Here is a 25,575-nt window from a genome sequence, read left to right on the forward strand (position 1 = left end):
CTTGAGGCCGTTCGTGCTGTCATTGCATCCGCCCGCGAAAAGGATGCCGACTGCCCCATGCCCGAGGGCTTCTTTCTGGTGCCGGAAGGCAAACGCGCCGGGCTGTACAAGCTGGAGACCAGACCGGACGGAGACAGTCAGGAAATTCGGCTTGGCCCGCCGCTTCTGGTCAGGGGCATGACACGGGGAGCTGACGGCAACGAATGGGGCCTGATGCTGGAATGGATTGACCCGGACAGCAAAAAGCACGCATGGGCCATGCCCGTGGAAATGCTGTTCCGGCAGGGAAACGACTGGTACAGCACACTGGCTTCCGGCGGTTGGTTCGGTAATCCTTCCACCCGGTCGAAGCTGGCAGCATTTCTGTCCACAGTCCGGCCCCATCGACGAATACGCTGTGTTTTACGCACGGGCTGGCATGAATCCGTCTATGTGCTTCCCGATACCGTTTACGGTGTGACAGAAGAAGACACAGTACTGCAATCCTCGCAGCATACCGGACTGTATCGCACTGCCGGGATGCTGGAAGGTTGGCGGGAAATAGCGGAATTGTGCGTCGGCAATGCCCGCCTGAGCTTTGCCCTGTGCGCGGCCTTTGCCGGGCCGCTCCTGCGTCTGGCCGGTCTGGAAGGCGGCGGCTTCAGCTTTGAGGGCGGTTCGTCATCGGGCAAGACAACGGCCCTCCAGATTGCCGCGTCCGTCTGGGGCGGCCCGGAACACGTCCGAAGCTGGCGCGCCACCGACAACGGCTTGGAGAACATCGCAGTTCTGCACAACGACAATGTGTTGATTCTGGATGAAGTCGGGCAGGTCAACGGCAAGATTCTGGCGGAGTGCGCCTATATGCTGGCCAACGGTCAGGGCAAGGGACGTTCCAGTCGGGAAGGCAATCTTCGCAAGTCGCACGCCTGGCGTCTGCTCTTTCTGTCCAGCGGCGAACTCGGCCTTGCCGACAAGCTGGCCGAGAACGGCCTCAAGTCCAGAGGCGGGCAGGAGGTGCGTTTTGTGGGCCTGCCTGTGGATACGACCATGATCACCGAACTGCACGGCCTTCCCGATGCCGGAGCCGTGGTCAACCGTCTGAAGGAAGTGACTGCCATCCATTACGGCCACGCGGGCCGCGCATTTCTGCACAAACTGACCGAATCCGACACCATGACCACGGTTTTGTCCGAGCTGCAACCGGCTCTCGCCAACACGGTTAATCGCCTTGTGCCCGCCGGAGCTGACAGACAGGTGCGCCGGGTGGCCCAACGCTTCGCGCTCTGTGGACTGGCCGGAGGTCTGGCTGTGCAGATGAAGATCCTGCCCACCTACTTTGACGCTCTTGGTTGCGCCGAACGCTGTTTCCAGGACTGGCTGACCGCTCGCGGCGGCATCGGCGCTTCCGAGGACGCGGCCATTCTCGCGGCTGTGCGTCTGTTTATTGAGCAGCACGGGGCAAGCCGGTTTCAGGATTTGGACAGGATCACCGACACTTGCATCAATCGCGTGGGCTTTCGGCGTGAAGTCAGAGGCATCACTGAATATATCGTCCTGCCGGAATCGTTCAGAGCCGAGATTATCAAAGGCTTTTCGCCCCGACGGGCGGCGGCTGTGCTTCGCAACGCCGGATGGCTGCAACTCAGCGACGGTAAGAATACCACAAAACGCGAACTGCCAGGCATGGGCAGAGTCCGCGCCTATGTGCTTGTCTTGCCCGATGAAAGCGGCAGCGATGATGAATCGTCATAACAGTACCCAAAAATCGCGTGGGCATGGTGGGCATGTGGGCGGAGCAAGGAATACCAAGGGAAAATCGCGCCCACATTTTCAAAAACAGCCTTTTTCAAAAGTGGGCATGTGGGCGCGGGGTGGTTTTTCCGCCCACATGCCCACATTCGCAACAATGGCATTTCCCAAAGTGGGCGGCGAAAGGCGTTGATATTGCTTGATTCGCCCCTGTGCCCACCTCGCCCACATAAAAAACAATGAGAGAGAAATATGTCACTCCTCGTTTTACATATGGATAAATTCAAGAAAGACGCCATACGCGGCATCCAATCGCACAATCGCCGCGAGCGCGAGAGCCACAGCAACCCTGACATTGATTACAGCCGGAGCGCCGGAAACTACGATCTCCATGAATCCGCCTCAGATAACTACGCGCAGGCCATTCAGAACCGCATTGACGATCTGCTCCTGGTCAAGGCTGTGCGCAGGGACGCCGTGCATCTGTGCGGTTTGATTGTCAGTTCCGACACATCCTTCTTTACCCGCATCGGCAAAGACGAAACCAGACGCTTTTTTGAGGAAGCCGCAGCTTATCTCACAGATTTTGTCGGCAGGGAAAACGTCATCTCCGCAATGGTTCATACTGATGAAAAGACGCCGCACATGCACTTTCTTCATGTGCCGGTGACGTCGGACGGGCGTCTCAGCGCCAACAGCATCTATACTCGCGCCAGTCTGAAAAAGCTGCAAAGCGACTTGCCCATCTATCTGCAAAGCCGTGGCTTCGACATTCAGCGCGGCGTCGAGCAAAAGCCGGGCTCAGCCAAAAAACATCTGGATACGCGGGAGTTCAAGCAGCAGCAGGAGGCCCTGAACAGACTGATTCGGGAATCTGAAGAGATGGCCCAACGTTTCCAGAAAACTATCGACGAATTGGAGCAGCGTGAAGAAGAGCTGAAAAAGAGCATTGAAGAGCATGAGCAACAGGCCGAAGAAGCGGAAAAAATTCTTCAGGAGGAGTTCTCGCTCCCGAAGGCCACCGTTTTCAACTACCAATCTGTCCTGCAAAAAGCGTCCGCTCTCATTGCCGAGCAGAACAAGGCGCTTGCCGTCAAACACATCACCCAAATGCGGATGGAAAATCTGCAACGGGAAGCGGAAGCGTTACGCCAAAAACAGACGCGGCTTGAAGGGGAATACGCGGCCCACAGAAAGCAAAGCCATGAGGAAAAAGAATCGCTGGAGTCCCAATTGAAAAAAGCGGACGCGATCATGGCTGGGTTTCTGGAATTTTTGCGTTTGCCGGAAATCCGGCCCCTGCATCTTGACTTCCTGAATCGCAAGCGGGCCGAACTGCTCCAACGCCAGAGCGCGAGTCAGGAAATGGAAGCTCGGCAAGAAACCCGTGAACAGCACGTCCAGCAGGAACGGGAAGCCGTGCCGCAACGCCGGAGATCAAGGATGCGCTGACCATCCGCCAGGAATCTCGGCTCAGGGTCGAGCCATAGCCCACTATGGTTTTCTAGCGAAAACCCGTGGGCAAGCGTGCCGCTTGACCGCCAAAGGCAAAAGACAAAACCGGGGTCACGCCCCGTCAATCGCAGGAGAAAAGAACATGAGCATCACAGCCAGCCAACTGAAGGAAATCCGACAGGAGTTTGCCAGGCTCAAGCCCGCCGTTGTCACGCTGGACGGAAACCGCGCCATGACCGTGAAGCAGGCCATCTTCACCCTTGCCCCGACGCTGGAGCGGATGAAAAAGCGCGGCTTTGACACACAGGAACTTGTCGAAAAGCTGCACGAGAAGGGGATCGAGGTGAAGGCCCAAACCCTGACCAAATATCTGACCGAGGCCCGACGGCAGCGGGAAGGCCAGAAAACCAAGAAGAAAGACACGCCCCCGCCCGCCTCAACCACGGCGAAGGCCCCAGCCATACCCCCCAGCCCCGCACAGAACAATGACAGGCCCAGGCCGCTTTGGGGGCCGCACCTTCCCCCCGATCATCCGCAAAACCATCGGCGAGATCAACTGTGAACCGACGCAAAAGGACAACCCTATGGAACAGACCTACGGCTACATCCGCGTATCCAGCGTGGATCAGAATGAAATCCGGCAGCGCATCGCCCTGGAACAGCAGGCTATACCGCCAGAGCGCACTTTAAGATGTCGGGCAGGGATTTTCAGCTGGCATATTTGTTTTCCAATTCGGAGTATGGGTAAAACAATCTAAAATCTCAGGAGCAAGCGTAAACCTCTTTTCCAAAGGTTCTATCTTAGATTCCTCACTAAAATTGGCTCTTTTCAGCATAATGGTCCAAAGATTTCTTACTCGTTCTGTGTCATAGGTAGTATAACCTATTGGGATACGGATGTTGCGCAGATTATATCTAGAGGATATCCTTGCGTGATATTGAACCATTGCCCAACATGGATAGCCTGGTACAATCATGATCTCCATCTCATCCAAAGGGCTACTTGTAGACACACATTGTATGGTATCTACAATTCCTCCAAAGCGTTGTCCAAGCTCATATGCCTCCTGCGGCGTACTGGTTTTGGGCACAATTAGGGAAAGCAGGCTTCCTTTTTTGCTCAACAATTCGTGGAGGTCATCGTAGAAAGCTTTCACATAGGCACTGGCTCCCCAATATGTTGAGCATGATGGCACCCATAAAATTGGTTGGAGACTTGAACAGTTCCTCAACCATTCGATCAGTCTGCTCCTGTTTTGGGGCAAGTAAATTGCCCCGATCAGTCCTGCCGTTTTTTGCGAATTATATCCTGTCTTCCTTTTCTCTCTCGCGAGAAGATATTTCTCGATATCGAACTCTCTGGAATCCGAGAAGAAATCCGGCAACACGAAATCCTGGACATTTGCACAATAATCTTCCGGCAGTAGACTGTCATGGTGTTCCGAAGACCTGTTGAGTTTCTTGTTTACATATCGCAGGATTCCGCTATTCACAACCAAATCGATATCATTTTCTGCAAATCCTGACAGTGATGTCGTAATCTGCAAATGATCATCCGACTGAAATTCGGAAATTACATTTACTGATACTGGAAAACCTACCAGTGCATCGTAAACACAATCATTTATTCGGTATAGTCTCGATTTGCTGTTTCTTATACTTTCGTTAGTGTTACATGACCTAAATCTATTGAAATCTTCCTTGAAGATCGTCTCCGCAGGCAGATCGCTATGGAAATTTGCTTCAGGAATCAATTCAAAGAAGCCAGCCTTTCCAGGATTTGAGGAACGCGGCTGAATATGTTTTGACGCCAAGTCTACGAAAAATGAGGCAGAATGATTCTCGTATTTCTCAAGCTGGATACTGCCATCAGGCTGCCTCAACTCATCGACTTTACTGGTTACCTCGAGATCGCCATTGTCATTCGTGAAGGCGAGATCTGTGGATAAAATTTGTTGGATCAGGGAATCTCTCTCGTTCTCGTTAATCCCCAAAAAAGACTGCAGTTCATGAGGGCTGATTACCTTCAATGTATCCAATAGATATATTGAGAGCTCAACAAATGCTGAAAATGGGCTAGAAGTGGTGATAATGTCAAAATCTGCAATATATTTCTTCGCAGGTATCAAAAAGGAATAATGGGCTATCAGGCGTGACTCTGGCATATATCAATTCTCCATTTGGGAATCAAGATTGATAATTTGATATTCTCTCGTAGAATCCAGCGTCTTTTTCTTTATAAAAGTAAAGACTCTGTTCAGTGCACATGGGGAATTTTGCCACATTCTTGATGCGCCGACTATCAGGAGATGGTTCTTTGCCCTTGAGAGCGCCACATTGATACGCGATTCATCATTCATGAAACCTGTCTTCTGCTTTGGGTTGTCCCTGACCAGGCTCAGGATGATTATCCTGTTCTCACTCCCCTGATAGCTATCGATGGTATCTATCCTTATCATTTCACGTATTGGGTCGGCCCATGCTTCATCGAGGCGTCTTTTCAGCTCCTTGACCTGCTGACTATACCCAGTAATAATGCCAATTGGGTATTTTTTGCCATTTTCCGACCACTCCTTCAGGGTGCCCATTGCATTGTCATCCTCTGTGAGACACTTGAGCTGGCAACAAATTATGTTGCTCTCCATTTCGTTCGCCTTGCTCGTGCCGATGCTTTGCTCCGTAATATTCAGGTTGCTCGTATCTATCCAGCATACTGCGGAATTCCATGGTTCCTGCTTTCCGATACAAGCCTCCCTGTCTATGCCGGTCGTCAAACGCCCGTCGTAAAACACCTCTGAAATCAACGAGCATATCGGTTCCTGCATACGGTACTGCTTGCTGAGCATGATACCATCATTACACTTGTAGGCTCTTTCGAAATCGGTCTTGGCCACCTCGTGAGCATCGGTTTTCAGTTTCCTTGCCACATCGTTGATGACACCTATGTCATAATGAGGGAGAAGTTGTTTATGATCTCCGACAAGAATCACCCTGCGGGCGGATTGCATCGCGACAGCAAGTTCACTTGCCGAAGCACGGGCGGCCTCATCAATAATCGCAATATCATACCGGTGGCTCGCAATGTCATAGGCGGATTTACCGATACCGACCAATGTCCCAATGACCAATTTTCTCGTTCTCGCCATGAAGCCGGCGAAACTGTCTGAGTCCGCGCTGAGTCTCAGGTACCATTGATGCGTTATTGAAAGCACAGAATTCAGTTTCGATATTTGGCATGGGTTGTTGATTTTGTACCGTGATGCAATACAATTCAGGAGTGCTTTCTGCATATCGGAAGACTCGAATATCGACTCAGGCGAATCAGTATATTCCGAAAATTTGTTGTATAGTAAATTATAAATCCTCTGCTTCCTTCTTGAGATACTCTGCTCATCAGCATTCCCTTGTGGTTTCGAGGCATTCAGTTGTCCGTATTGATGGAGTTCCGATCCTATATTCCTGTATAGAGAAGCGGCCTCCAAGATAAACGCTGTGGGCAACATCAGTCGCTTTGCGAGCGCAGCTAAGCGGTTCTCCAAATCGCGCAGGAAGGCTGTCCGATATTGGCATTGAAGCGCATCAACATGTATGTCTAGCAATTTATCGCTTACCTTCTCGCGATCTCCCAGGCGTATCATGAGGCAACTGATATCAGTCTCACCTTTACCAAGTTCGCCGTTAACTTCATTCATGACATGGCGCGCGCGTTCCGCAACTTCATTGACCGCAATATGAGACTGCGAGACCAACAGAATTCTTCCGATATCGGGCAGGCGGACAAGGTAATCAAGAAGCACGGATAAAAGTGTCGTTTTTCCCGTGCCTGGAGGCCCCATTATCACGTTCAACTGGCCCGACAATATATGTTTGAACGCCTTCATCTTGTCGGAATCAAGGTACTTGCCATACAGTTCCCACAAGTCGAGGGAGGGTTCCGGAAGATCGCGAATCTTTTGCCTGCTTTTGGATTCGCCCTTCTCAAACAGAGACAGGAGGTCTGGGATTAATGATTCCTGTCGCAATATCCTTGCCAATGCATCTTTCCGCCTTGTCCAGCTTATGACAGACATCTGATCGCGAAGTTGCAGCACACCCTTCCGGCGGATTTTTTTGTAGCCGGATTTCTTTATGATCAGTTTGTTCCCGTGGCTCCTTGACAAATCAAGTTCCCCGAAACGCCATGGATGATCGGGGTCGCCATCGGTCACTTCAATGATGTCAGCCTTGTCCATTTCCAAGGTATCGATATTCTCCTCTATCTCAACAGACAAAACCTTGTCAGACAATTCCTCGCACTCCAGCACGGTTACTTTCGGATATCTCTCAAATTCCTCTCTGTGCAGTTGCTCCCATATACTGCCGAGCGATTGAGAGTGACCCCTCATTTGTCCATCAGTATTTTCGGACTGTGTAATGCTGGATTCGCCATCATCGAAAAGTTCAAAAATCTTGTTGAAGAAATTAGTGTTGTCACCATTGCCTGTATCGCACAATAAATTGCAGCGAAATTTTTTTGCAAATTTATTTCCTGACTCCTTGAACAATTCAGACGGGCTTATGCGGCTGGACTTGATATGTTTGATATCTCTCTTTCCACCGGAAGTATCGTAATAAATCGCTATTTTCTCTTTTGCACCATTTATGAAAATTCTACTATTCCTTGCATCCATGTCATCCTTGGTGACATAATAGTCGACGCTGTATGGGGCGATGCTTGTTTTGTTGCTTGTTCTTTTCCCCATATACAATATTATTTCCTCGACCTCATTTCCTCCAGACTTGCCTGCATTCAGTAACGTCTCCTGCAAGGGGGTGAGAGATACAGGGACATCTTGGGAATTCTGGCCGATCGCTCGCCTGATTTCCGCCCGTATATCTTTTGCGTACTCCCCGCACCGACTGAACATCTCATCAACTATACAATACGTCGCATAAATGTCTCTGCCGAAAGGTCCATGCTGTGATTGTGGCGCATATTCAGTGTTATAGAGAGGATTGCCGTTTTGATCCATATCGAAAAAATCAATCAGCAGGCCATCTTCCTCGCCATCCGTGACTGTAACGATGATGTTGTCAGGCTTTAAGTCGCCATGCGCCAAATCCGATTCATGCAGGCGCTTGATCGAGGAGACCAACTTTTGCGAAATGGACAGGCGCTTCCCCAACCCTTCCTCATCCTTGGACTGTTCCTGACAATATTGCTCCCATGTCTTTCCTTCAATGGATGGAATGATGAGGTATAAGCCGTTTTCGCTTATCCCGAAATCCAATGGGGCCGCGATATTCAATTGACTTCGCTGCGCCAGCTGACATCGCGTAAGGAAATTATAAATCTTGCGGTTCGCAGAGGATTCACCCGGTTTTGGCAATAAAGCAGGCCATAGTTTCAAGATGCATTTGGCATCATTAATCTTGCAATCGTAGCTTTGGCGTCCTTCCCTATTCTCTGGTTGGGACAGAGGAGGCCATTGCACATATGGAATCACGCCAGACTGATAGAACCCCGCCAGTTCCCGCATAACGGTCTCATCGTCCGCTTGCGGCAAATATGTGCTGAAATCAAGCTTTGAAAACTCCTCCATCATGTCTTGGGCAGACCTATACCGATCGGACGGATCAATTTCTATGGATTTTTTTATCCATTTATTGAGTATACCATTAAATTGATCCTCTCTCGGATTTTGCCATTGCAATGATGTTTCATCGGTTTTGATATCCTCCCCGAACGCGACTCGATATATTATTGCCCCTAGTTGGTATACGTCCATCCGCAAGGCATCTATTTCATCTTTGTCCGATTTAAGTTTTTCTTCCGGCATAGGTATGGCACTTGAGGACATGAATTCCCGTATATCGCTCACACTCACTTTGGAAATATTTTCCGGGAATTTTGCTGTCATGAACCCGGAGAGCAATATTGATTTTGAATAATCAGCAAACCAGAGCCTTTCTAGAGATATGTCCCTATGCGCGATTCCCAATTTGTGCAATTCAACGAAAGGAGTCAGGATATCCCGGATGAGGTTTATCTTCTTGGCAGGCGTATCAATTTTATTAATATATGTGTCAAGACGAGTCAGTGGGGGGTGCTGATAGACTTCAATGAAATCTTCCTCAATTTCTCCTTCCATGGAGGAATGCCGTGGAGACATGAGGTAATCTTTCTGGACTTGGGGGGCCTCGGCTTCGACATATTCAATGACGCGGCGTTCCCGCAAGGCGATCCTCGCCCTTGATGCCTGATCCAGGCCGTAAGGCCAAAGCTGGCTAAAATCCCAGCAGCGCAAGAGCGCCTCCAGTTTCGCCTGTTCGTGATGCTCGACGTTGTATTCTGTATAGAAGTTTTTCGGGTGCTTGAATATGGCTTTATCCGAATCCGGAACCAGGAATCCCTCAACGAGCCTGTGTTTGGGTTTTATGAAGTTACCGCCCTTGAACCAGTTCTCAAATATCTTTATCTGGCTGTCCTCGTTTGGCCTTTTCAGCTGTCCCGTGTTGAACAGCCACTCCTGCTCCTGCTTGCGGTGCATGGGGAGCATGCGATTGTAGTTATCCGTGCTATCATTGAGTTTGAGAAATTCATCAAGGGTAAATACGACCTTCTTCTCAGAATCCGGTAAGTTGCCCAATTTCGAAGAACCGGACAGGATGATGGCGTAATCCACGATGTAGAAGCCACCCCAAAGATTTTTCAACTCACTATCAAATAATGAGCCCAATCTTTGGGCATGCTGGCGCTTTATATATACTGGAGATGGATATGTCCTCGTTTTTCCATCTATGAACGTCTGTGTCCATTGCCGCCCATCTGAATTTATCACGCCTGCCCATTCCTTGATCTCGCACAGGATGAAACGATCATGGGTTATGAGCAGAAGATCGATTTCCATGCTCCCCTGCCTATCATTGACAAGGAATGACGCATAACCGCGCCATGTGTTGCGGAACTGATTCTTGATTGCGGTGATTGCCTTGACCTCGGACGCTTTCAAACCATCAGGGCTGCAAATTTCAATTTCCATTAGGTCTTCCCCAAAATTATTGCTGGCCAATAAGATGGTATTTGAAGTTGAGATATAAACGCTGCAAGCAGGATTCCGAGCAGATGGGTAGAAGAGGAAGTCGGCAGGGCCTGAGTATTCATTCTCGACTCAGGCATTCAAAAATCAATTTATCCAGCAAATCGATGTCGCCGGAGATTGTTCCTTCCATATAGCGATCATACACAGATACATTATCGGGCGGGTTCAAATTGAGCTTCCAACCTTTTTCCAAAGCCAGCAGCCGTAAGAATTCACGCTGAGTACGCCCGTTTCCCTCCCTGAACGGATGCAGGTAATTGACGGAATCCAAAATTTCAGCCAACTTGCGGGATAACAGCTTTTTATGATGCGGCTCCAACCGCTTATATTCAGCAATCAATCCGTCAATATAAGAAAGCGCCGTATTGAAACGATAGAGGGGGAAAAACTGTTTTCCGCCCTTGCTTATCTCCACCGTTCGCTTTTGTCCGGCCCATTTATAAATATCCTGAAATAAATACTGATGAATGGAAAAAATTGTCTCTGAACCGGTGATCTGGATAGGATTTACCCATAATTCTTGTGATCGTCGTGCCGTAGCCCCTGCTTCTGCAAACTGCAATGCTTTGCTATCAGCGATATTCCCAATATTACGCAGGATACCTGTCTGTGGATCAGTGTAAATATAATCAGGGTCAACGTAGATATAGCTAGTTGGCATACGCTTTATCCACTGCCGCCCGGATAAACGCATCAAAGCTGATTTTACCCGTCGTATAGTCGCGGATAATCTCAATGCCCCGTCTGGTTGGCTCATAGCCCTCGAACATATTTGAACCGATGGCCGCCGCCGCACTCTCCCAAGCTTCCAGTGAGGGAAAGGGGACGCCCATAATGGTCAGGGCTTCACGGTCTATGGATATGGGAGTATAAGACATTTTTGCAGCTCCTTGGCGCTTGTGTCCCATCATAGCAGGCGGAATTTGAGGCGGCAAGAGAGAGGCAAAACCCTGTAGTGCAAGACTCTGAACAAAGGCCCTCAGACCAGAACCCCGGTAATAAATCCGGTTTGTTGGTACGGACGTTGGTATGAAAAATTTTAATATTTTTTATTTCAATAAAAATAAATAGATATACTTATAGCCTGTTCCCGCCCTCGCACCAGGTAAGAATCCAACTGAGTCCCGCAAGGTTCAAAAAGCCTTGCGGGACTTGGCTTTTTGGGCGATGGCACGTCCAACAGGGTGTCGTAAAAAGCGGGGAGAACCAGCAAAAATGACGGTATTTATTGCGGTATGAGCCGATACGGAGGAAACGCGGCCCGAAAAATACCGTCACCCTGCAACGCCTTGCCAGCAAAGGATTTGAGCCATGCCACTGACCGACACCATGCTCAGGAATGTGAAGTCCGACGGTACTCCGGCGAAGCTCGCCGACTCTGAAGGCTTGTACCTTTGACTTTCATGAAAAGTCAAAGGTAATCTGCTCTGGTTTGCCGACTGCAACGCGTATTCAGCCACGCAAATCTGGACTCCGGCCGGATCGGCAACCTGACGGCATACACACCGGAACTGCCTTGGATCGGGCAGAAATACCCCAAGGGCATCGTATGGTTTTGCCTTTTGGGCGGACAAGATATAGAATATACCGGCCTTTTCTGTCGGGCAGCCTCCGTAAGGGCCGGAGACCGACTCCATGAATTTCTAAAATTTTTCCGACAGAAAGGCCGGATATTGCCTGCAGGATAAACGATATCTGCTTTTGGGGAGAGGGCATGGCGTCCAACTTTGCGTTTCTGCACGAAAAATTCCCGGAGCTGGCCGAACTGGGCATGCTGGCCGAACGCTATCTGCGTTCGGATCCGCAGTCCTGCCTGATGAAGGCGGGCCTGCTGTGCGAAGGCATGATCCGGGTCATGTGCGCTCTGGACGACGTCACCCTGCCCGATCATTGCGACGCGGTGGAGCGTATCAACATTCTCCAGCGGCGCGAGGCGCTGCCCGCGGATGTCGCCGCCGCCTTTCACCTGATGCGACGGGTTCGCAACAAGGCAGCCCACGAAGGGATGAAACTGCCCGAAGAAAAAATTCTTCACTTTTTGCAGATCACGCACAGCCTGTGCGGATGGTTTTTTCAGACCTGCGGCGATGCATCCTATCGGCAACAGGCTTTTGTCGCGCCTCAGGATGCCGAAAGCGCCGGGCCGTCTCCGTCCGAATCAAGAGCGGAAGCCGGGCAGGCAAACGCCCTGGCGGATCAGGCCGTTTCCCGCGCCGCGCAGGCCTCTGCCGTGCCGGAAGACATCCGCCGCAAACGCGCCGCCGTTGCCGCGGGCAAGCGCCATGTGTCCGAGGCCGAAACCCGGTATCTCATTGACGAACAACTCAGAAAAGTGGGCTGGGAGGCGGATTCCGAAAGCCTGCGCCATTCCCTCGGCACGCGACCGCAAGCCGGGCGAAATCTGGCCATAGCCGAATGGCCCACGGATTCCTCTGTGGGCAACAGGGGCTTTGCCGACTATGCGCTGTTTGTGGGGACGCGGCTGGTGGGCATCATTGAGGCCAAGGCCAGCCACAAGGACATCCCCGCTGTGCTCGACCATCAATGCAAGGACTACGCCCGCCATATCCGCAAGGAGCACCACGCCTGCACCACAGGCGAGTGGCGCGGCTTCCGCGTGCCCTTTCTCTTTGCCGCCAACGGCAGACCCTATATCCGGCAGTATGAGGAAAAATCCGGCATCTGGTTTCAGGATGTGCGCAATGCGTCCAATGCGCCCCAGGCCCTGCACGGCTGGATGAGCCCCACCGGTCTGGAAGAGCTTCTGGATCGCGATATTGCTCAGGGCAACCAACGCCTTGCAGCCATGTCCGCCGACTTTCTCACCGATAAAAACGGCCTCAATCTGCGGGAATATCAGCTCCGCGCCGTTGAAGCCGCCGAACGGGCCGTGAGGGACGGCGCGCAAACGGTTCTGCTGGCTATGGCCACGGGGACGGGCAAAACCCGGACAGTGCTGGGCATGATGTACCGCTTTTTGAAAAGCGGGCGCTTCCGCCGCATCCTGTTCCTTGTGGATCGCAATGCGCTGGGGACGCAGGCTCTGGACGTATTCAAGGATGTAAAGCTGGAGGAACTGCATCCCCTGGACGAAATCTACGCTATCAACGGGCTGACGGAGAAGGGGATCGACAGGGAAACCCGCGTCCACGTCGCCACTGTGCAGGGCATGGTCAAACGCATTCTGTACAGTGAGGGCAGCGAATCCATGCCCGCGGTCACTGACTATGATCTGATCATCGTGGATGAAGCGCACCGGGGCTATATCCTTGACCGGGAAATGACCGACGATGAGCAGTTGTACCGCGATCAGCGCGACTACCAGAGCAAATACCGCGAGGTCATCGACTATTTTCAGGCGGTCAAAATCGCCCTGACGGCCACGCCCGCGCTCCAGACCACGCGGATTTTCGGTTCGCCCGTGTTCAGCTACTCCTACCGGGAGGCGGTCATTGACGGTTTTCTGGTGGATCATGACGCCCCGCACCAGCTCAGCACGACTCTCAGTGAACAGGGCATTCACTACAAGCCCGGCGATACGGTTGCCATCTGCGACCCGCTCACCGGCGAAGTTACCAACAGCGAACTGCTGGAAGACGAACTTGATTTTGACGTGGACGACTTCAACAAGACCGTCATCAATGAAAACTTCAACCGCGAGATTTTGCGGGAACTCGCCAAAGATATTGATCCCGAGGATGCTTCCTCCGGCAAGACGCTCATTTATGCCGTCAATGACCATCACGCGGACATGATCGTCCGCATCCTCAAGGAGATTTACGCCGGGGAGCTGGTGGATACAGATGCCGTCATGAAGATCACCGGCAGCATCGGCAATCGCAGGAATATTGACGCGGCCATACGGCGCTTCAAGAATGAAAGTCTCCCCAGCATCGTCGTGACGGTGGATCTGCTCACCACCGGCATTGACGTCCCTGAGATCACCCGCCTTGTCTTCCTGCGTCGGGTAAAGTCCCGTATTCTGTTTGAACAGATGCTGGGCCGTGCCACCAGGCTTTGCCCGGACATCGAAAAAACGCATTTTGAAGTGTACGATGCCGTGGGCCTGTACACGGCCCTTGAGTCGCTGACCACCATGAAACCGGTGGTCAGCAATCCGGCGGCCAGCTTCTCCCAGCTTCTGGACGGCCTGGAGACAATGGAGGAGCCTCCGCAAATCCTGAACCAGATCAACCAGATTCTTGCCAGACTGCAACGCCGCAAGCGCTCCATGACGGAGGAACTCAGGCAACACTTTGCCGATATGGCCGGCGGCGCACCCGACGCCTTCATTGAGCGCGTACAGGATTTGTGCCCGCGTGAGGCAAAGGCGCTGCTGCTTTCCAGACGCGATGTGTTTGCGCTCATGCAAAGTGAGGAAGGCCCTGCGGGCCGCCGCCCCGTGGTTCTTTCCGATACGCCGGATGCGCTCGCCAGCCATACGCGGGGCTACGGCAAGGATAATCTCCGCCCCGGCGACTATCTGGAATCCTTTGCCCGCTTTGTACGGGAACAGCGCGACACGATAGCGGCCCTGAACATCATCTGCACGCGCCCGGCCGATCTCAGCCGCGCAAGCCTCAAGAGTCTGCGTCTGGCTCTGGGGCGGGAGGGCTTTACCGTCCGACAGCTCAATTCCGCCCTTTCCCGGATGAGCAATACGGATATAGCCGCCGATATTATCGGCCTCATTCGCCGCTATGGCGTCAATGCCGAACTTCTGGGGCACGAGGAGCGCATCCGCCGCGCCGTGGCCCGGCTGAAGCGGGCGCACAGCTTTTCCAGAGGTGAAGAGAAATGGATTGACCGCATGGAAAAGTATCTGCTCAATGAGTCCGTGCTTTCGGTACGCACCTTTGACGAAAGCGTCACCTTCCGGGACAGGGGCGGCTTTGCCGCGCTGAACAAACTCTTCCACAACCAGCTGGAAAGCATTGTAACGGAACTCAATACCTATCTGTATGACGACGGGGGCCTTGCCGCATGACCACGCAGGAAATTGTCTCCAAACTCTGGAACCTCTGTCATGTCCTGCGGGATGACGGCATTACCTTTCATCAGTATGTGACTGAGCTGACCTATATCCTGTTCCTGAAAATGGCCAAGGAAACCGGCACGGAAGACGCCATCCCCGAAACCTGCCGCTGGGACGCGCTGGCCGCCAAAAGCGGCATTGAACTGAAGCACGTTTACAAACAGGTGCTGGCGGAATTGAGCGAAAACGGCACGGGCCGGGTGCGGGAGATCTATCAGGGCGCGGTATCCAACATCGACGAGCCCAAAAATCTGGAAAAGATCATCGCCAGCATCAATGCTCTGGACTGGTATTCCGCGCAGGAAGAGGGCCTCGGCAACCTGTATGAAGGTCTGCTGGAAAAAAATGCCAATGAGAAGAAATCCGGCGCGGGCCAGTATTTCACCCCGCGCGTGCTCATTGATGTGATGGTCCGCCTCATGAAACCCCAGGTCGGCGAACGGTGCAACGATCCGGCCTGCGGTACCTTTGGTTTTATGATCGCCGCTGACCGCTATTTGAAAGATCGGACCGACGACTATTTTGATCTGGACGAGGATCAGGCCGCCTTCCAGAAACAAAAAGCCTTTACCGGCTGCGAGCTGGTGCACGACACGCACCGTCTGGCCCTGATGAATGCCATGTTGCACGGCATTGAGGGGGAAATCCTGCTGGCGGACACCCTCTCCACAGCGGGCAAGGATCTGAAGGGCTATGATCTGGTGCTCACCAATCCGCCCTTTGGCACCAAAAAGGGCGGCGAACGGGCCACCCGTGACGATTTTGCCTTTGCCACCAGCAACAAGCAGTTGAATTTTCTGCAGCATATTTACCGCAGCCTCAGGCGCGGCGGCCGCGCCGCCGTGGTTCTGCCGGACAACGTGCTCTTTGCCGACGGCGACGGCGGCCGCATCCGCGCGGATCTTATGGACAAGTGCAATCTCCATACGGTCTTGCGCCTGCCCACGGGCATTTTTTACGCCCAGGGCGTGAAAACCAATGTGCTGTTTTTCGCGCGCGGCCAGAGCGACAAGGGCAACACCAAAGAGGTATGGTTTTACGACCTGCGCACCAACATGCCGTCCTTCGGCAAGACCAATCAGCTTGCAAAGGAACACTTCACGGGCTTTGAGACCGCCTATGAGGCCGAAGATCGCCGCGCCGTGCGCGATGAGCGCTGGAGCGTGTTTACTCGCGAAGAAATAACGGCGAAGGCGGACAGCCTGGATCTTGGCCTGATCCGGGATGAATCCCTTTTGGAATATGACGATCTGCCCGATCCCATTGACAGCGGCGAAGAATGCATCGCCCAGCTTGAAGAAGCTGTGGATCTTATGAAAAGCGTTGTGCGTGAACTGCAAAGCCTGACCCGTGAGGCGGCGCACTGATGGCCCGCCCCCGCAAGAACGCCGCCAGGGCGCAGGCTTCCCTGTTGCCGCCGGATGAAGTGGTCGAAATTCCCGTGGAGGAACAGCCGTACCCCCTGCCGAAAGGGTGGAAGTGGGTCAGGCTATATACTCTATGTTCCCTTAGAAATGGTAAAGCTTTTAAACCAAGTGACTGGTCTGATTCAGGTCTTCCTATTATTAGAATTCAAAACTTGAATAATCAAGATAGAAAATTTAATTATTATAGCGGTTATATTGAAGATAAATTTTTAATAAACTCTGGCGATTTATTATTTGCTTGGTCTGGAACTCTTGGAGCCCATATATGGTATGGTGGAAAAGCTATATTAAATCAACATATTTTTAGAATAGATTTTGAAGAAAAAGTTATTTTAAAATCTTTTTTTCGGTATGCTATAAATTGTCGTCTTGAAGAGTTGATTGCTAAAGCTCATGGAGGAGCAGGGTTACAGCATGTTACTAAAGGTATTTTTGAAAATACTCCTATCCCCCTCCCCACCATCGACGTGCAACAACGCATTGTTGAGCGCATCGAATCCCTCTTTGCCAAACTGGACGAAGCCAAAGCAAAAGCTGAATCCGTGCTTGACGGCTTTGAGATTCGCAAGGCCGCTATCCTGCACAAGGCGTTTACGGGAGAACTGACAGCGAAGTGGAGGGAGGAAAACAAGTTACCGCTTTCTAACTGGAAATACGAGGCCATCGCTTCACTTTGCCATAGTCTCAAGTATGGAACTGCTAAAAAATCAAAGGAAACAGGTTCTACAGTTGTTCTTCGCATGGGAAACTTACAGGGAGGTGAAATAGATTGGAGTAATCTAGCATACTCTGACGATCAAGATGATATTCAAAAATACCTTTTGTCTCCTAATGATATTCTTTTCAATAGAACGAATAGTGCTGAACTTGTCGGAAAAACTTCCATTTATCGTGGAGAATATCCTGCAATATATGCAGGATACCTTATTAAAATGGACTACAAAAAAGATCGTCTTATTGGTTCATATCTAAATTATATAATGAATTCGCTTAAAGCAAAAGAGTATTGTAATAGTGTAAAAACTGATGGTGTCAATCAATCTAATATAAATGCAAAAAAATTAGGTGCTTTTATTATACCTGTTCCTTGCCTTTCCGAACAGCAAGAAATCGTCCGCATCCTTGACAATCTTCTTGCCAAGGAACAACAGGCCAAAGAAGCCGCCGAAACTGTTCTGAATCAGATCGACCTGATGAAAAAAGCCATTCTGGCCAGGGCGTTTCGAGGGGAGCTGACGAGATAAGACGTAACGAAAATAGCAGCAACAGGAGGTGGGATTCTATGAAGAGATACCATAACTGAATAATTTGAATTTTAGCTGAGTAAATTTTCTATCTACCTTATATGCTGAAAAAATATAATAAATTATTTTTTCTCGTATAATGCGAAATGAGCAGCATAAAAGTTTAGAGCATTATATATCCTCTATCTTGTAGCTTGTACAATCTGCTCAGTAATCCAACTATTCAAACTTACCCCGGCATCAGCTGCTTTTCTTGCAATCTTCTGATGTAATTCTGGTGAAATTCTGATATTAAATCGTCCAGAAAACGGCCTTTCCGGTTCTTTTCCGACTTCTTTGCAAAGCAGCAGATAATCTTCCACAGAGTCCGCCAGAGCCTGTTTCAGCTCATCAATGGAGCGGCCCTGAGCAGATTACCTTTGACTTTCATAAAAAGTCAAAGGTAATCTGCTCTATGACCAATGATTGCCGCTCAGCTTCGTCAGGCTGCGTTTTTGCGCAAGGCGCGTACTGTAGAGTACGCTCCCTTCGCAACCAGCTTGCTTTCCCCGCTGAAAGGGCAAAACGCCTCAATGTGGAGAGAGCCTCTAGCCCTTGCGCACGCACACCTTGTATTTGCGCAGGAAGTCCGTGGGCTGGTAGGTCATTTTGGCCTGGCGCAGACCTTCTTCATCCAGATCCTGCGCCCGGTTGATATACGCAACGCCCTGGCCCGCGCGCCGCGCGAACAGGCAATTGATGGTCTGGTACACGCCCTTGAAGCCGTTGAGGCCTTTTTCGTAGTGCACGCCCAGACTGAGATCGTCCAACTTTTCGCCCACGCTGAAAGCCACCATCCGCTTGTCCACATAGAGAGAGCCGCCCGAAAGCCCGCTGAAGCAGTTCCAGTGCGAGAGCACGCGGTTGATGGCTTCATTTTCGGCCTGAAGCGAACGGGAGCCCTCGCATTCGTGCCATTGACACCAGTCGTCCTGCACGGCCAGCACGTCCTCGATCATGGCGTCGTCCAGGGCACGATAGTCAGGCTCGCCGTACGCCTTGATGAAGCTGTTCAGGTGATTGCGCTTTTTATGAAAACGGTTGCCGGGCAGCTCGGCCAGATCTTCCTGCCTGTAAAGGTATTCCCACTGGCCGCGGTCTTCCTGCGGCTGGATCTGTCCGGGCAGGGCCTGTTCCCAGATGCGCAGCAATTCTTCGGGCACGCGTGCGAAATTGTGCTCGTCCTGACTGAAAGCCCGGGGCAGAATACTCTGCCAGTCCACGGCGTTCCAGTCGCCCACCGGAGCCCAGCAGACCAGGTGCGGGCGCGTCTGGCGGATCCAGCAGAGCTGATCGTCAAAACACCATTCCAGACCGTAATAATCCTGCCAGCCCCAGAGGTTGGGCAGGGTGTAATCCAGGGAGCGGCGCGGCGTGCGCTGCCAGAGAGCATAAAAATCCCGGCGGCCGTCCAGGCTTACGGGCGTGAAATCCTTGTTCATTGATTTTCTCCTTTCAAAACTCGCGTGCCCATGCTCTACGTCAGGCCCGCAGCGCGGGCTTTTCGCCCTGTGGAGGCGTTTTGCGCAGGCGGTTCATGGCAAAGCGCGCCCAGTCGCGGAAGAGCACTACATAGAGCATGATGCCGGTTTGCAGACACTGCGAAAACAGCATGGCCACAAAAACGCCCGAGGCCGTGCCCCAGAGCTTGTGGCCCAGAAGCCAGCCCAGAGGCAGACGCACCAGCCAGAACGTGCCTCCGTAAATCATCAGATTATACTGGGTTGCCCCGGCGCCGATCATGATGCCGCCCATGACCGTACTGGCAATGGAAAAGGGCGTGGAAAGCAGATTATACGTCAAATAGCTGATGATCTGGGCCTGCGTGCCCGGTTCTTGCGAAAGCAGCTCCGCGATTTCCCGGCGGAAGGGCCAGAGCGCGGCGGCCATAAGGCTCATGAGCACAGCGGCCACGCCGACCATGTTCAGGGCCACCCGTTTGGCCTCCGCGGGTTGACCGGCGCCCAGGCTGTTGCCCACCAGCACGGCCACGCTCATGTTGAAGGCCATGCCCGGCAGGAAAAGCAGAGCTTCCGCCCGCAGCCCGGCCGTGAGACCGGCCAGGGCGTTGACGCTGTCCGCGGGCAGCGAGGCCACCAGCACAAAAAGCGTCAGATAGCCCGACTGCCAGACAATCTGGGCCGCGCCCGCGGGCAGGGCGACCCGCAGCAGATAGGGCAGGCCGGCCTTGAGCCAGCGCAGGCTGGGCAGGGCGCGGCGCTGCAGATAGCCGGAGCGGGCCAGCAGCAGGCAGTTGCAGACGGCCCCCAGGCATTGCGCGCCGAAGGTGGCCCAGGCCAGGCCCATATAGCCGCAGGCGGGCAGGCCGAACCAGCCCAGGCCGAAGCCCAGGCAGGCCACAAGGTTGGCCGCGCAAACCACGGCGGCCACCCAGAGCGGAGGCAGGACCTGACGGGTGGCGCGGAACATGACGCCCGTGGCGGAATAAACATACTGGGCGGGCAGGGCCAGCATGGTGACCTGCCAGAGTTCGCGGGCAATGGGCAGAATGCTTTCCGGCACCATGAGCAGGCGCAGAATATCGTCCCCGAACAGCCACCCGATCAGGGCCATCAGCAGGCCCAGGCCCAGACTGCCGATCACCGTGGCGCTCACATAACGCTGGGCCCGGAGCAGCCTGAGCGCGCCCAGGGATTGGCTCACAGCGGCCGTGGCCCCGCTGGAGACGGCCATGATCACGGCCATCAGGAAAACGGCGCATTGCGTCACCATGCCCAGGGCCGCCTGCACGTCGGCGCTGATCCGCCCGGCCACCCAGACAGTGATGAAGCCCATGAAGAACACAAGGTACATCATGAGCATCTGCGGCCAGGTCAGCCGCCAGACCGCGCGCGGCGAGGTGCTTAAATCAGGCTTGGGCATCACGACCGCCCAGGGGAGGCAAAAGCGTGGCATCCGTTATCATCGTCATTTTCCCGCCGGGCCGCGATCACGCCCGGCCTGCGTCACAGGCCTGCAAAGCCGCGCGCAAGGTCTTCAAGCGTCTCCCGGCGGCGGATCAGCCGCGCCGTGCCGTTGCTTTGAATCAGCACCTCTGCCGGAAGGCGGCGCTGATTGTAATTGGAGGCCATCACAAAGCCATAGGCTCCGGCATCCAGGACGCCCAGCACATCCCCTTCGCGCATGACGGGCAAGAGGCGGTCTTTCGCCAGGATATCGCCGCTCTCGCAGATGTTGCCCACAACGGTCTGGAGCTGCGGCTCCTGCGACGGCGCGCGCTCGCCGGGGCGGCGGTAAATTTCCAGATCGTGAAAAGAGTCATACATGGCCGGGCGCACCAGCACATTGAAGCCCAGATCCGTGCCCACATAGCGCTTGTCGCCATTATTTTTCACAGCATGGACCCGGCCCAGCAAAACGCCGCACTCGGCGGCCACATAGCGGCCAGGTTCAATAAGAAAGCGCCCGGCGTAGCCGGTCTTGCGGGCCCAGCCGCTGAGCAGTTCGTGCAGGCGGCGGCCCAGCTCGGCAAGATCCAGGCGCGGCTGCTGCTCATATTTGCGGTAAGGAATGCCGAATCCGCCGCCGAAGTCAATAATCTCCAGTTTTTCCAAGGCATTGCCGGGCAGGCTTTGCGCAAGATGCAGCAATACCGCGGCCGCTTCCAGATAGCCGTCAGGCTCCATGAACAGGGAGCCGATATGCTGGTTGATCCCGGCCAGGGTCATGCGATGCTCTGCCAGCAAGGCAAAGACCTCATCCATCTTGTCGGGCGTGACGCCGAATTTGGTTTCCTTGCCCGCGGTGATCACCTTGGCGTGATGCCCGGCGCCGATGCCGGGATTAAAACGCACCATGACCTTGCCGCCACGGTTGAGCCGCCCCAGGGCATCCAACTGGGAGAGGGAATCCACGCTGACCAAAAGCCCGTGCGCCAGGGCATTTTGCAGCTCTTCGGGCGAATTGTTGTTGGAGATATAGAGAATCTCCCCGGCCGTGAAGCCCGCCAGCTCATCCATGAACAATTCGCCGGGGCTCATGGCGTCCACAACCAGGCCTTCCTGGCGGATAATCCGCAACAGCGCGGGATTGGCATTGGCCTTGACCGAATAGTTGACCCCGAAGCCGGGGTGGCTCGTAAGCGTCATCAAATCCCGGCAACGCTCGCGCAGGATGCCTTCATTATAAATATAGAGCGGCGTGCCGTAGGTTTCGGCAAGTTCGAGAGGCGTATGGCTGCCGTAGAAATTCAGGCTGTCGGTATACGTGGAGCGGATGTCGGACATAAGTACCTCGAAAAAGGGCTGCTGGGCCGTTTGCAGCAAAAGCAGACGGCTTTTGATTACGCACAAATGTTAATTATCCTTGCCGCGCCGCGCGCTGTCAAGCCCGCGGCCCTGGTCGGCGCAGGGCAGACACATTTTATGCGGCAGCCCTGCGCGCAGCGCTATGCCGCATTGACATTAGACCCGCGCCGTGTTCTCTTGCGAAGCGGCTGCACGGGCAAAAAACCGCTGCCGCGCAGCAGGGAATATGTTCAAAAAGCCGCTGATCGCGCTGGCATTCTGCTTCTGCTGTTTTGGCACAGCCGCCAACGGCTGACGCTCGCGGGCGGGCATGGCTTCGCCCTGCCAGATTTAGTTCATTTCATTGGCAAAACGCTCTAACAATAACATCTGTGCTTCGGCACAGACCATAATACGGTGTTGCGGCACTGAGAACGGAGTTTTTATGGCCATCAGGAAAGGTGATACGGTTCGCGTGCATTATACGGGCACGCTTGCCGACGGGACGGTGTTTGATTCTTCCAAAGAGCGTGATCCCCTGGAGTTTACCTTGGGCAAAGGCATGCTGATCCCAGGCTTCGAGGCGGCCGTGGAAGGGCGTGAGGCAGGCGACACCGTCACGGTGACAATTCCGGCGGATCAGGCCTACGGGGATGTGGATCCCGAATTGATTTTCACGGTGCCGCGCGCGCAGGTGCCTGATCACATTCCCCAGGAAGTGGGCGTGCCGCTGCAACTTTCCAACGAGCAGGGCCAGATGGACGTGACCATCGCCGAAGTGGGCGACGATGAAATCACGCTGGACGCCAATCATCCGCTGGCGGGCAAGGAATTGACTTTTGAAATAGAGATTGTGGACGTAAAGTAGCCCTGATTTCGCCCGGTTTTGAGCAGGATTTTACGCAAGGAGCGTTCATGAGCAGCAATAATGCCCGCAATAACGCCATTCAGGCCATCACCACATACAAGCCGGAAGCGGCGCCGCTGAACTTTGCGGATACCAGGCCCACGGATATTTTCGGCAGCAATGTCTTCAGCGACAGGGTGATGCGCGAGCGCCTGCCCAAGGCCGTGTATAAATCGCTGCGCAAGACCATCGAGTTCGGCGAGCGCATGGATCCTTCCATAGCCGACACAGTGGCCGCGGTCATGAAAGACTGGGCCATTGAAAAAGGCGCTACCCATTTCACCCATATTTTTTACCCGCTGACCGGGCAAACCGCGGAAAAGCACGACAGCTTCCTGATGCCCGACGGCACGGGCGGCGTGATTGCGGAGTTTTCCGGCTCCATGCTGATCCGGGGCGAGCCGGACGCCTCTTCTTTTCCTTCCGGGGGCCTGCGCTCCACCTTCGAGGCGCGCGGCTACACGGCCTGGGACGTGACCAGCCCGGCCTACATCATGGAAAATCCCAACGGCACCTTTTTGTGCATACCCACCATGTTCCTCTCCTGGACGGGCGTGGCCCTGGACAAAAAAACGCCGCTGCTGCGCTCCGGGCAGGCCCTGAATCGCGAGGCCCAGCGCGTGCTGGCGCTCTTCAACATCCACACGGATTTGCCGGTTATCTCCTATGCGGGTCTGGAGCAGGAATACTTTCTCATTGACAATAACTTCAATTTCGCCCGACCTGACCTTCAGGTAGCCGGGCGTTCGCTGTTCGGCGCGCGCCCGGCCAAAGGGCAGGAATTCAGCGACCAGTATTTCGGGGTCATCCCCCAGCGCGTGCTCTCCTGCATGATGGAAGTGGAGCGCGAGCTGTACAAGCTGGGCGTGCCCGTGCGCACCCGCCATAACGAGGCGGCCCCCAGCCAGTATGAGATCGCGCCGCTCTACGAGCCGAGCAATCTGGCCGTGGACCACAATCACATCATCATGTCCACGCTGCGCAATGTGGCCAAACGCTACGGGCTCAAATGCCTTTTGCACGAAAAGCCCTTCAGCGGCATCAACGGATCGGGCAAGCACGTCAATTATTCCATTGGCAATGCCGAGCTGGGCACGCTCTTTGATCCCGGCGAGACCCCGCACGCCAATGCCAAGTTTCTGGTATTCTGCTCGGCCATGATCCGCGCCGTGCACAAGTACGGGGGCCTGTTGCGGACAACCGTGGCCAGCGCCGGCAACGATCACCGCCTGGGAGCGCACGAGGCGCCGCCCGCGATCATGTCAATCTTTCTGGGCGATCAGCTCACCGAGGTTCTTGAAGCCTTCCGGGCCGGGCGGGCTGACGACGCGGCAGGCGGCGGAAGCGGCCGGATCATGAATGTGGGGGTGGACACCCTGCCGCCCCTGCCCACGGATCCCGGCGACCGCAACCGCACCAGCCCCGTGGCCTTTACCGGCAACCGCTTTGAATTCCGGGCCGTGGGCTCCAGCCAGTCGGCCGCCGGTTCGATCACCGCGCTCAACGCCATGATGGCCGACTCCCTGGGTTTTGCCGCGGACTGGCTGGAAAAGGAACTCAAGGCGGGCAAGCCGTTCAATGCCGCTGTGCAATCCTTTATCGAGCATGTCATTGACGAGCACAGCGCGGTGATCTTCAACGGCGACGGCTATTCGGAGATCTGGCACAAGGAAGCCCGGCGGCGCGGCCTGCCGGATCTGCGCAATACCCCGGAGGCCCTGCCCGAACTGACCCGGCCGGAGGTCATTGACCTCTATGAGCGGCAGGGCATCCTGAAGCGGGCCGAGCTCAAGGCCCGTCAGGACATTTATCTGGAACAGTACTGCAAGACCGTGCGCACCGAGGCCAACCTGGTGATCCGCATGGCGCGCACGATCATCTTCCCGGCGGGCATGCGCTATCAGGGCGAGCTGGCGGGCACGGCCGCGCACATGCAGGCCATCGGCAAAGAGTTCAGGACCCTGACCCTGGACGAAGTCACCACGCATTTGCGCGCCCTGCAGGCGGCCACCGCCAGGCTCGAAGAAATCCTCGCCGATGTGGCCGCTCAGGGCGAAGGCCTTGAGGCGGCCCGACGGTATTGCGCGGAAGTGCTGCCTGCGATGGGCGAAGTCCGTTGCTGCGCGGATCTTCTGGAAACCCGCGTGGCTGATGATTTGTGGGCCTTGCCCAACTATCAGGAGATTTTGTTCGGCAAATAGAGCGTCTTGCTCATGAAATGAGCTAAACGCTCTGGCGACAGCGTTAGCTGACGCCCGCGCCGAATGAGCGTCCAGACCGCGTTGCGGTAGCCGTTAGCAAGCTTTGCTTGCTTACGGATAGCGACAGCGGTTGCGTTGGCTGGCTGCCGCAGTAACCAGTTGCTGTCTTCATCCGTAGCTTCCTTCGTCGCAACGGCTGAAGCCTGG

Annotated in this window: 17 protein-coding genes; 9 read left to right on the forward strand and 8 right to left on the reverse strand. The window is 54.0% G+C overall.

Going from position 1 to position 25,575, the window contains the following annotated elements; translation table 11 throughout:
- From G7Y51_RS09320 to G7Y51_RS09330, 3 genes are all read left to right on the forward strand, one after another.
- The coding region (locus G7Y51_RS09320) for a DUF927 domain-containing protein (protein WP_165176819.1) at nucleotides 1-1,734 on the forward strand (1,734 nt) is incomplete at its 5' end.
- Nucleotides 1,735-1,983: 249 nt separating this feature from the next.
- A complete protein-coding gene (mobV, locus tag G7Y51_RS09325; protein ID WP_165176821.1) occupies nucleotides 1,984-3,183 on the forward strand; it encodes a MobV family relaxase in 1,200 nt (399 codons plus the stop codon).
- 145 nt (nucleotides 3,184-3,328) lie between these two features.
- Nucleotides 3,329-3,748 (forward strand): protein MobC, encoded by a 420-nt coding sequence (locus G7Y51_RS09330; RefSeq protein ID WP_241160195.1) that lies wholly within the window; start codon nucleotides 3,329-3,331, stop codon nucleotides 3,746-3,748.
- Nucleotides 3,749-3,872: 124 nt separating this feature from the next.
- Here G7Y51_RS09330 and G7Y51_RS09335 read toward each other — a convergent pair whose 3' ends face one another.
- The 4 genes from G7Y51_RS09335 to G7Y51_RS09350 all read right to left on the reverse strand — a co-directional run bounded on the left by G7Y51_RS09335 (nucleotide 3,873) and on the right by G7Y51_RS09350 (nucleotide 11,146).
- The gene (locus G7Y51_RS09335) at nucleotides 3,873-5,351 is read right to left on the reverse strand and encodes a hypothetical protein (RefSeq protein WP_165176823.1); all 1,479 of its coding nucleotides are present in this window, start codon (nucleotides 5,349-5,351) and stop codon (nucleotides 3,873-3,875) included.
- Between the two features lie 3 nt (nucleotides 5,352-5,354).
- A complete protein-coding gene (locus tag G7Y51_RS09340; RefSeq protein WP_165176825.1) occupies nucleotides 5,355-10,208 on the reverse strand; it encodes an AAA domain-containing protein in 4,854 nt (1,617 codons plus the stop codon).
- A 118-nt stretch (nucleotides 10,209-10,326) separates the two neighbouring features.
- Nucleotides 10,327-10,929, reverse strand: a complete 603-nt coding sequence (locus G7Y51_RS09345; protein WP_165176827.1) for a Fic family protein — start codon at nucleotides 10,927-10,929, stop codon at nucleotides 10,327-10,329.
- A complete protein-coding gene (locus G7Y51_RS09350) occupies nucleotides 10,919-11,146 on the reverse strand; it encodes an antitoxin VbhA family protein (RefSeq protein WP_165176829.1) in 228 nt (75 codons plus the stop codon). The genes G7Y51_RS09345 and G7Y51_RS09350 overlap by 11 nt, the downstream gene beginning before the upstream one ends.
- Before the next feature lie 836 nt (nucleotides 11,147-11,982).
- On the opposite strand from G7Y51_RS09350, the gene hsdR reads away from it, so the two are divergent.
- Genes hsdR through G7Y51_RS09365 form a run of 3 tightly spaced genes read left to right on the forward strand, consistent with a single transcriptional unit; the run spans nucleotide 11,983 to nucleotide 17,974 of the window.
- The gene (hsdR, locus tag G7Y51_RS09355) at nucleotides 11,983-15,255 is read left to right on the forward strand and encodes a type I restriction-modification system endonuclease (RefSeq protein WP_165176831.1); all 3,273 of its coding nucleotides are present in this window, start codon (nucleotides 11,983-11,985) and stop codon (nucleotides 15,253-15,255) included.
- Complete coding sequence (locus tag G7Y51_RS09360; protein ID WP_165176833.1) at nucleotides 15,252-16,670, forward strand: N-6 DNA methylase; 1,419 nt, start codon at nucleotides 15,252-15,254, stop codon at nucleotides 16,668-16,670. The genes hsdR and G7Y51_RS09360 overlap by 4 nt, the downstream gene beginning before the upstream one ends.
- Complete coding sequence (locus G7Y51_RS09365; protein WP_165176835.1) at nucleotides 16,670-17,974, forward strand: restriction endonuclease subunit S; 1,305 nt, start codon at nucleotides 16,670-16,672, stop codon at nucleotides 17,972-17,974. The genes G7Y51_RS09360 and G7Y51_RS09365 overlap by 1 nt, the downstream gene beginning before the upstream one ends.
- Nucleotides 17,975-18,156: 182 nt before the next feature.
- Here G7Y51_RS09365 and G7Y51_RS09370 read toward each other — a convergent pair whose 3' ends face one another.
- The 4 genes from G7Y51_RS09370 to lysA all read right to left on the reverse strand — a co-directional run bounded on the left by G7Y51_RS09370 (nucleotide 18,157) and on the right by lysA (nucleotide 22,260).
- Complete coding sequence (locus tag G7Y51_RS09370) at nucleotides 18,157-18,336, reverse strand: type II toxin-antitoxin system HicB family antitoxin (RefSeq protein WP_241160196.1); 180 nt, start codon at nucleotides 18,334-18,336, stop codon at nucleotides 18,157-18,159.
- A 225-nt stretch (nucleotides 18,337-18,561) separates the two neighbouring features.
- Nucleotides 18,562-19,455, reverse strand: a complete 894-nt coding sequence (locus G7Y51_RS09375) for a phosphatidylglycerol lysyltransferase domain-containing protein (RefSeq protein WP_165176837.1) — start codon at nucleotides 19,453-19,455, stop codon at nucleotides 18,562-18,564.
- Between the two features lie 40 nt (nucleotides 19,456-19,495).
- Nucleotides 19,496-20,896 (reverse strand): MATE family efflux transporter, encoded by a 1,401-nt coding sequence (locus tag G7Y51_RS09380; RefSeq protein WP_165176839.1) that lies wholly within the window; start codon nucleotides 20,894-20,896, stop codon nucleotides 19,496-19,498.
- Between the two features lie 83 nt (nucleotides 20,897-20,979).
- Nucleotides 20,980-22,260 carry a diaminopimelate decarboxylase gene (gene lysA, locus G7Y51_RS09385; RefSeq protein WP_165176841.1) on the reverse strand — a complete coding sequence of 427 codons (1,281 nt, stop codon included), beginning with the start codon at nucleotides 22,258-22,260 and terminating at the stop codon, nucleotides 20,980-20,982.
- Here lysA and G7Y51_RS09390 point away from each other — a divergent pair.
- The 3 genes from G7Y51_RS09390 to G7Y51_RS09400 all read left to right on the forward strand — a co-directional run bounded on the left by G7Y51_RS09390 (nucleotide 22,207) and on the right by G7Y51_RS09400 (nucleotide 25,368).
- On the forward strand, nucleotides 22,207-22,641 hold the full coding sequence (locus tag G7Y51_RS09390; protein ID WP_165176843.1) for a hypothetical protein: 435 nt from the start codon (nucleotides 22,207-22,209) through the stop codon (nucleotides 22,639-22,641). The genes lysA and G7Y51_RS09390 overlap by 54 nt on opposite strands.
- 64 nt (nucleotides 22,642-22,705) lie before the next feature.
- Complete coding sequence (locus tag G7Y51_RS09395; protein ID WP_165176846.1) at nucleotides 22,706-23,128, forward strand: peptidylprolyl isomerase; 423 nt, start codon at nucleotides 22,706-22,708, stop codon at nucleotides 23,126-23,128.
- A 47-nt stretch (nucleotides 23,129-23,175) separates the two neighbouring features.
- Nucleotides 23,176-25,368, forward strand: a complete 2,193-nt coding sequence (locus G7Y51_RS09400; RefSeq protein WP_165176848.1) for a glutamine synthetase III — start codon at nucleotides 23,176-23,178, stop codon at nucleotides 25,366-25,368.
- Nucleotides 25,369-25,575: the final 207 nt, after the last annotated feature.

It is taken from the genome of Desulfovibrio sp. ZJ369 (genome assembly GCF_011039085.1).
Classification (GTDB): Bacteria; Desulfobacterota; Desulfovibrionia; order Desulfovibrionales; family Desulfovibrionaceae; genus Desulfovibrio.

Coding starts and splice junctions, on each gene's coding strand:
- mobV (WP_165176821.1), top strand. CDS start 1,984: ATGTCACTCCTCGTTTTACATATGGATAAATTCAAGAAAGACGCCATA.
- G7Y51_RS09330 (WP_241160195.1), top strand. CDS start 3,329: ATGAGCATCACAGCCAGCCAACTGAAGGAAATCCGACAGGAGTTTGCC.
- G7Y51_RS09335 (WP_165176823.1), bottom strand. CDS start 5,351: ATGCCAGAGTCACGCCTGATAGCCCATTATTCCTTTTTGATACCTGCG.
- G7Y51_RS09340 (WP_165176825.1), bottom strand. CDS start 10,208: ATGGAAATTGAAATTTGCAGCCCTGATGGTTTGAAAGCGTCCGAGGTC.
- G7Y51_RS09345 (WP_165176827.1), bottom strand. CDS start 10,929: ATGCCAACTAGCTATATCTACGTTGACCCTGATTATATTTACACTGAT.
- G7Y51_RS09350 (WP_165176829.1), bottom strand. CDS start 11,146: ATGTCTTATACTCCCATATCCATAGACCGTGAAGCCCTGACCATTATG.
- hsdR (WP_165176831.1), top strand. CDS start 11,983: ATGGCGTCCAACTTTGCGTTTCTGCACGAAAAATTCCCGGAGCTGGCC.
- G7Y51_RS09360 (WP_165176833.1), top strand. CDS start 15,252: ATGACCACGCAGGAAATTGTCTCCAAACTCTGGAACCTCTGTCATGTC.
- G7Y51_RS09365 (WP_165176835.1), top strand. CDS start 16,670: ATGGCCCGCCCCCGCAAGAACGCCGCCAGGGCGCAGGCTTCCCTGTTG.
- G7Y51_RS09375 (WP_165176837.1), bottom strand. CDS start 19,455: ATGAACAAGGATTTCACGCCCGTAAGCCTGGACGGCCGCCGGGATTTT.
- G7Y51_RS09380 (WP_165176839.1), bottom strand. CDS start 20,896: ATGCCCAAGCCTGATTTAAGCACCTCGCCGCGCGCGGTCTGGCGGCTG.
- G7Y51_RS09390 (WP_165176843.1), top strand. CDS start 22,207: ATGGCTGCCGTAGAAATTCAGGCTGTCGGTATACGTGGAGCGGATGTC.
- lysA (WP_165176841.1), bottom strand. CDS start 22,260: ATGTCCGACATCCGCTCCACGTATACCGACAGCCTGAATTTCTACGGC.
- G7Y51_RS09395 (WP_165176846.1), top strand. CDS start 22,706: ATGGCCATCAGGAAAGGTGATACGGTTCGCGTGCATTATACGGGCACG.
- G7Y51_RS09400 (WP_165176848.1), top strand. CDS start 23,176: ATGAGCAGCAATAATGCCCGCAATAACGCCATTCAGGCCATCACCACA.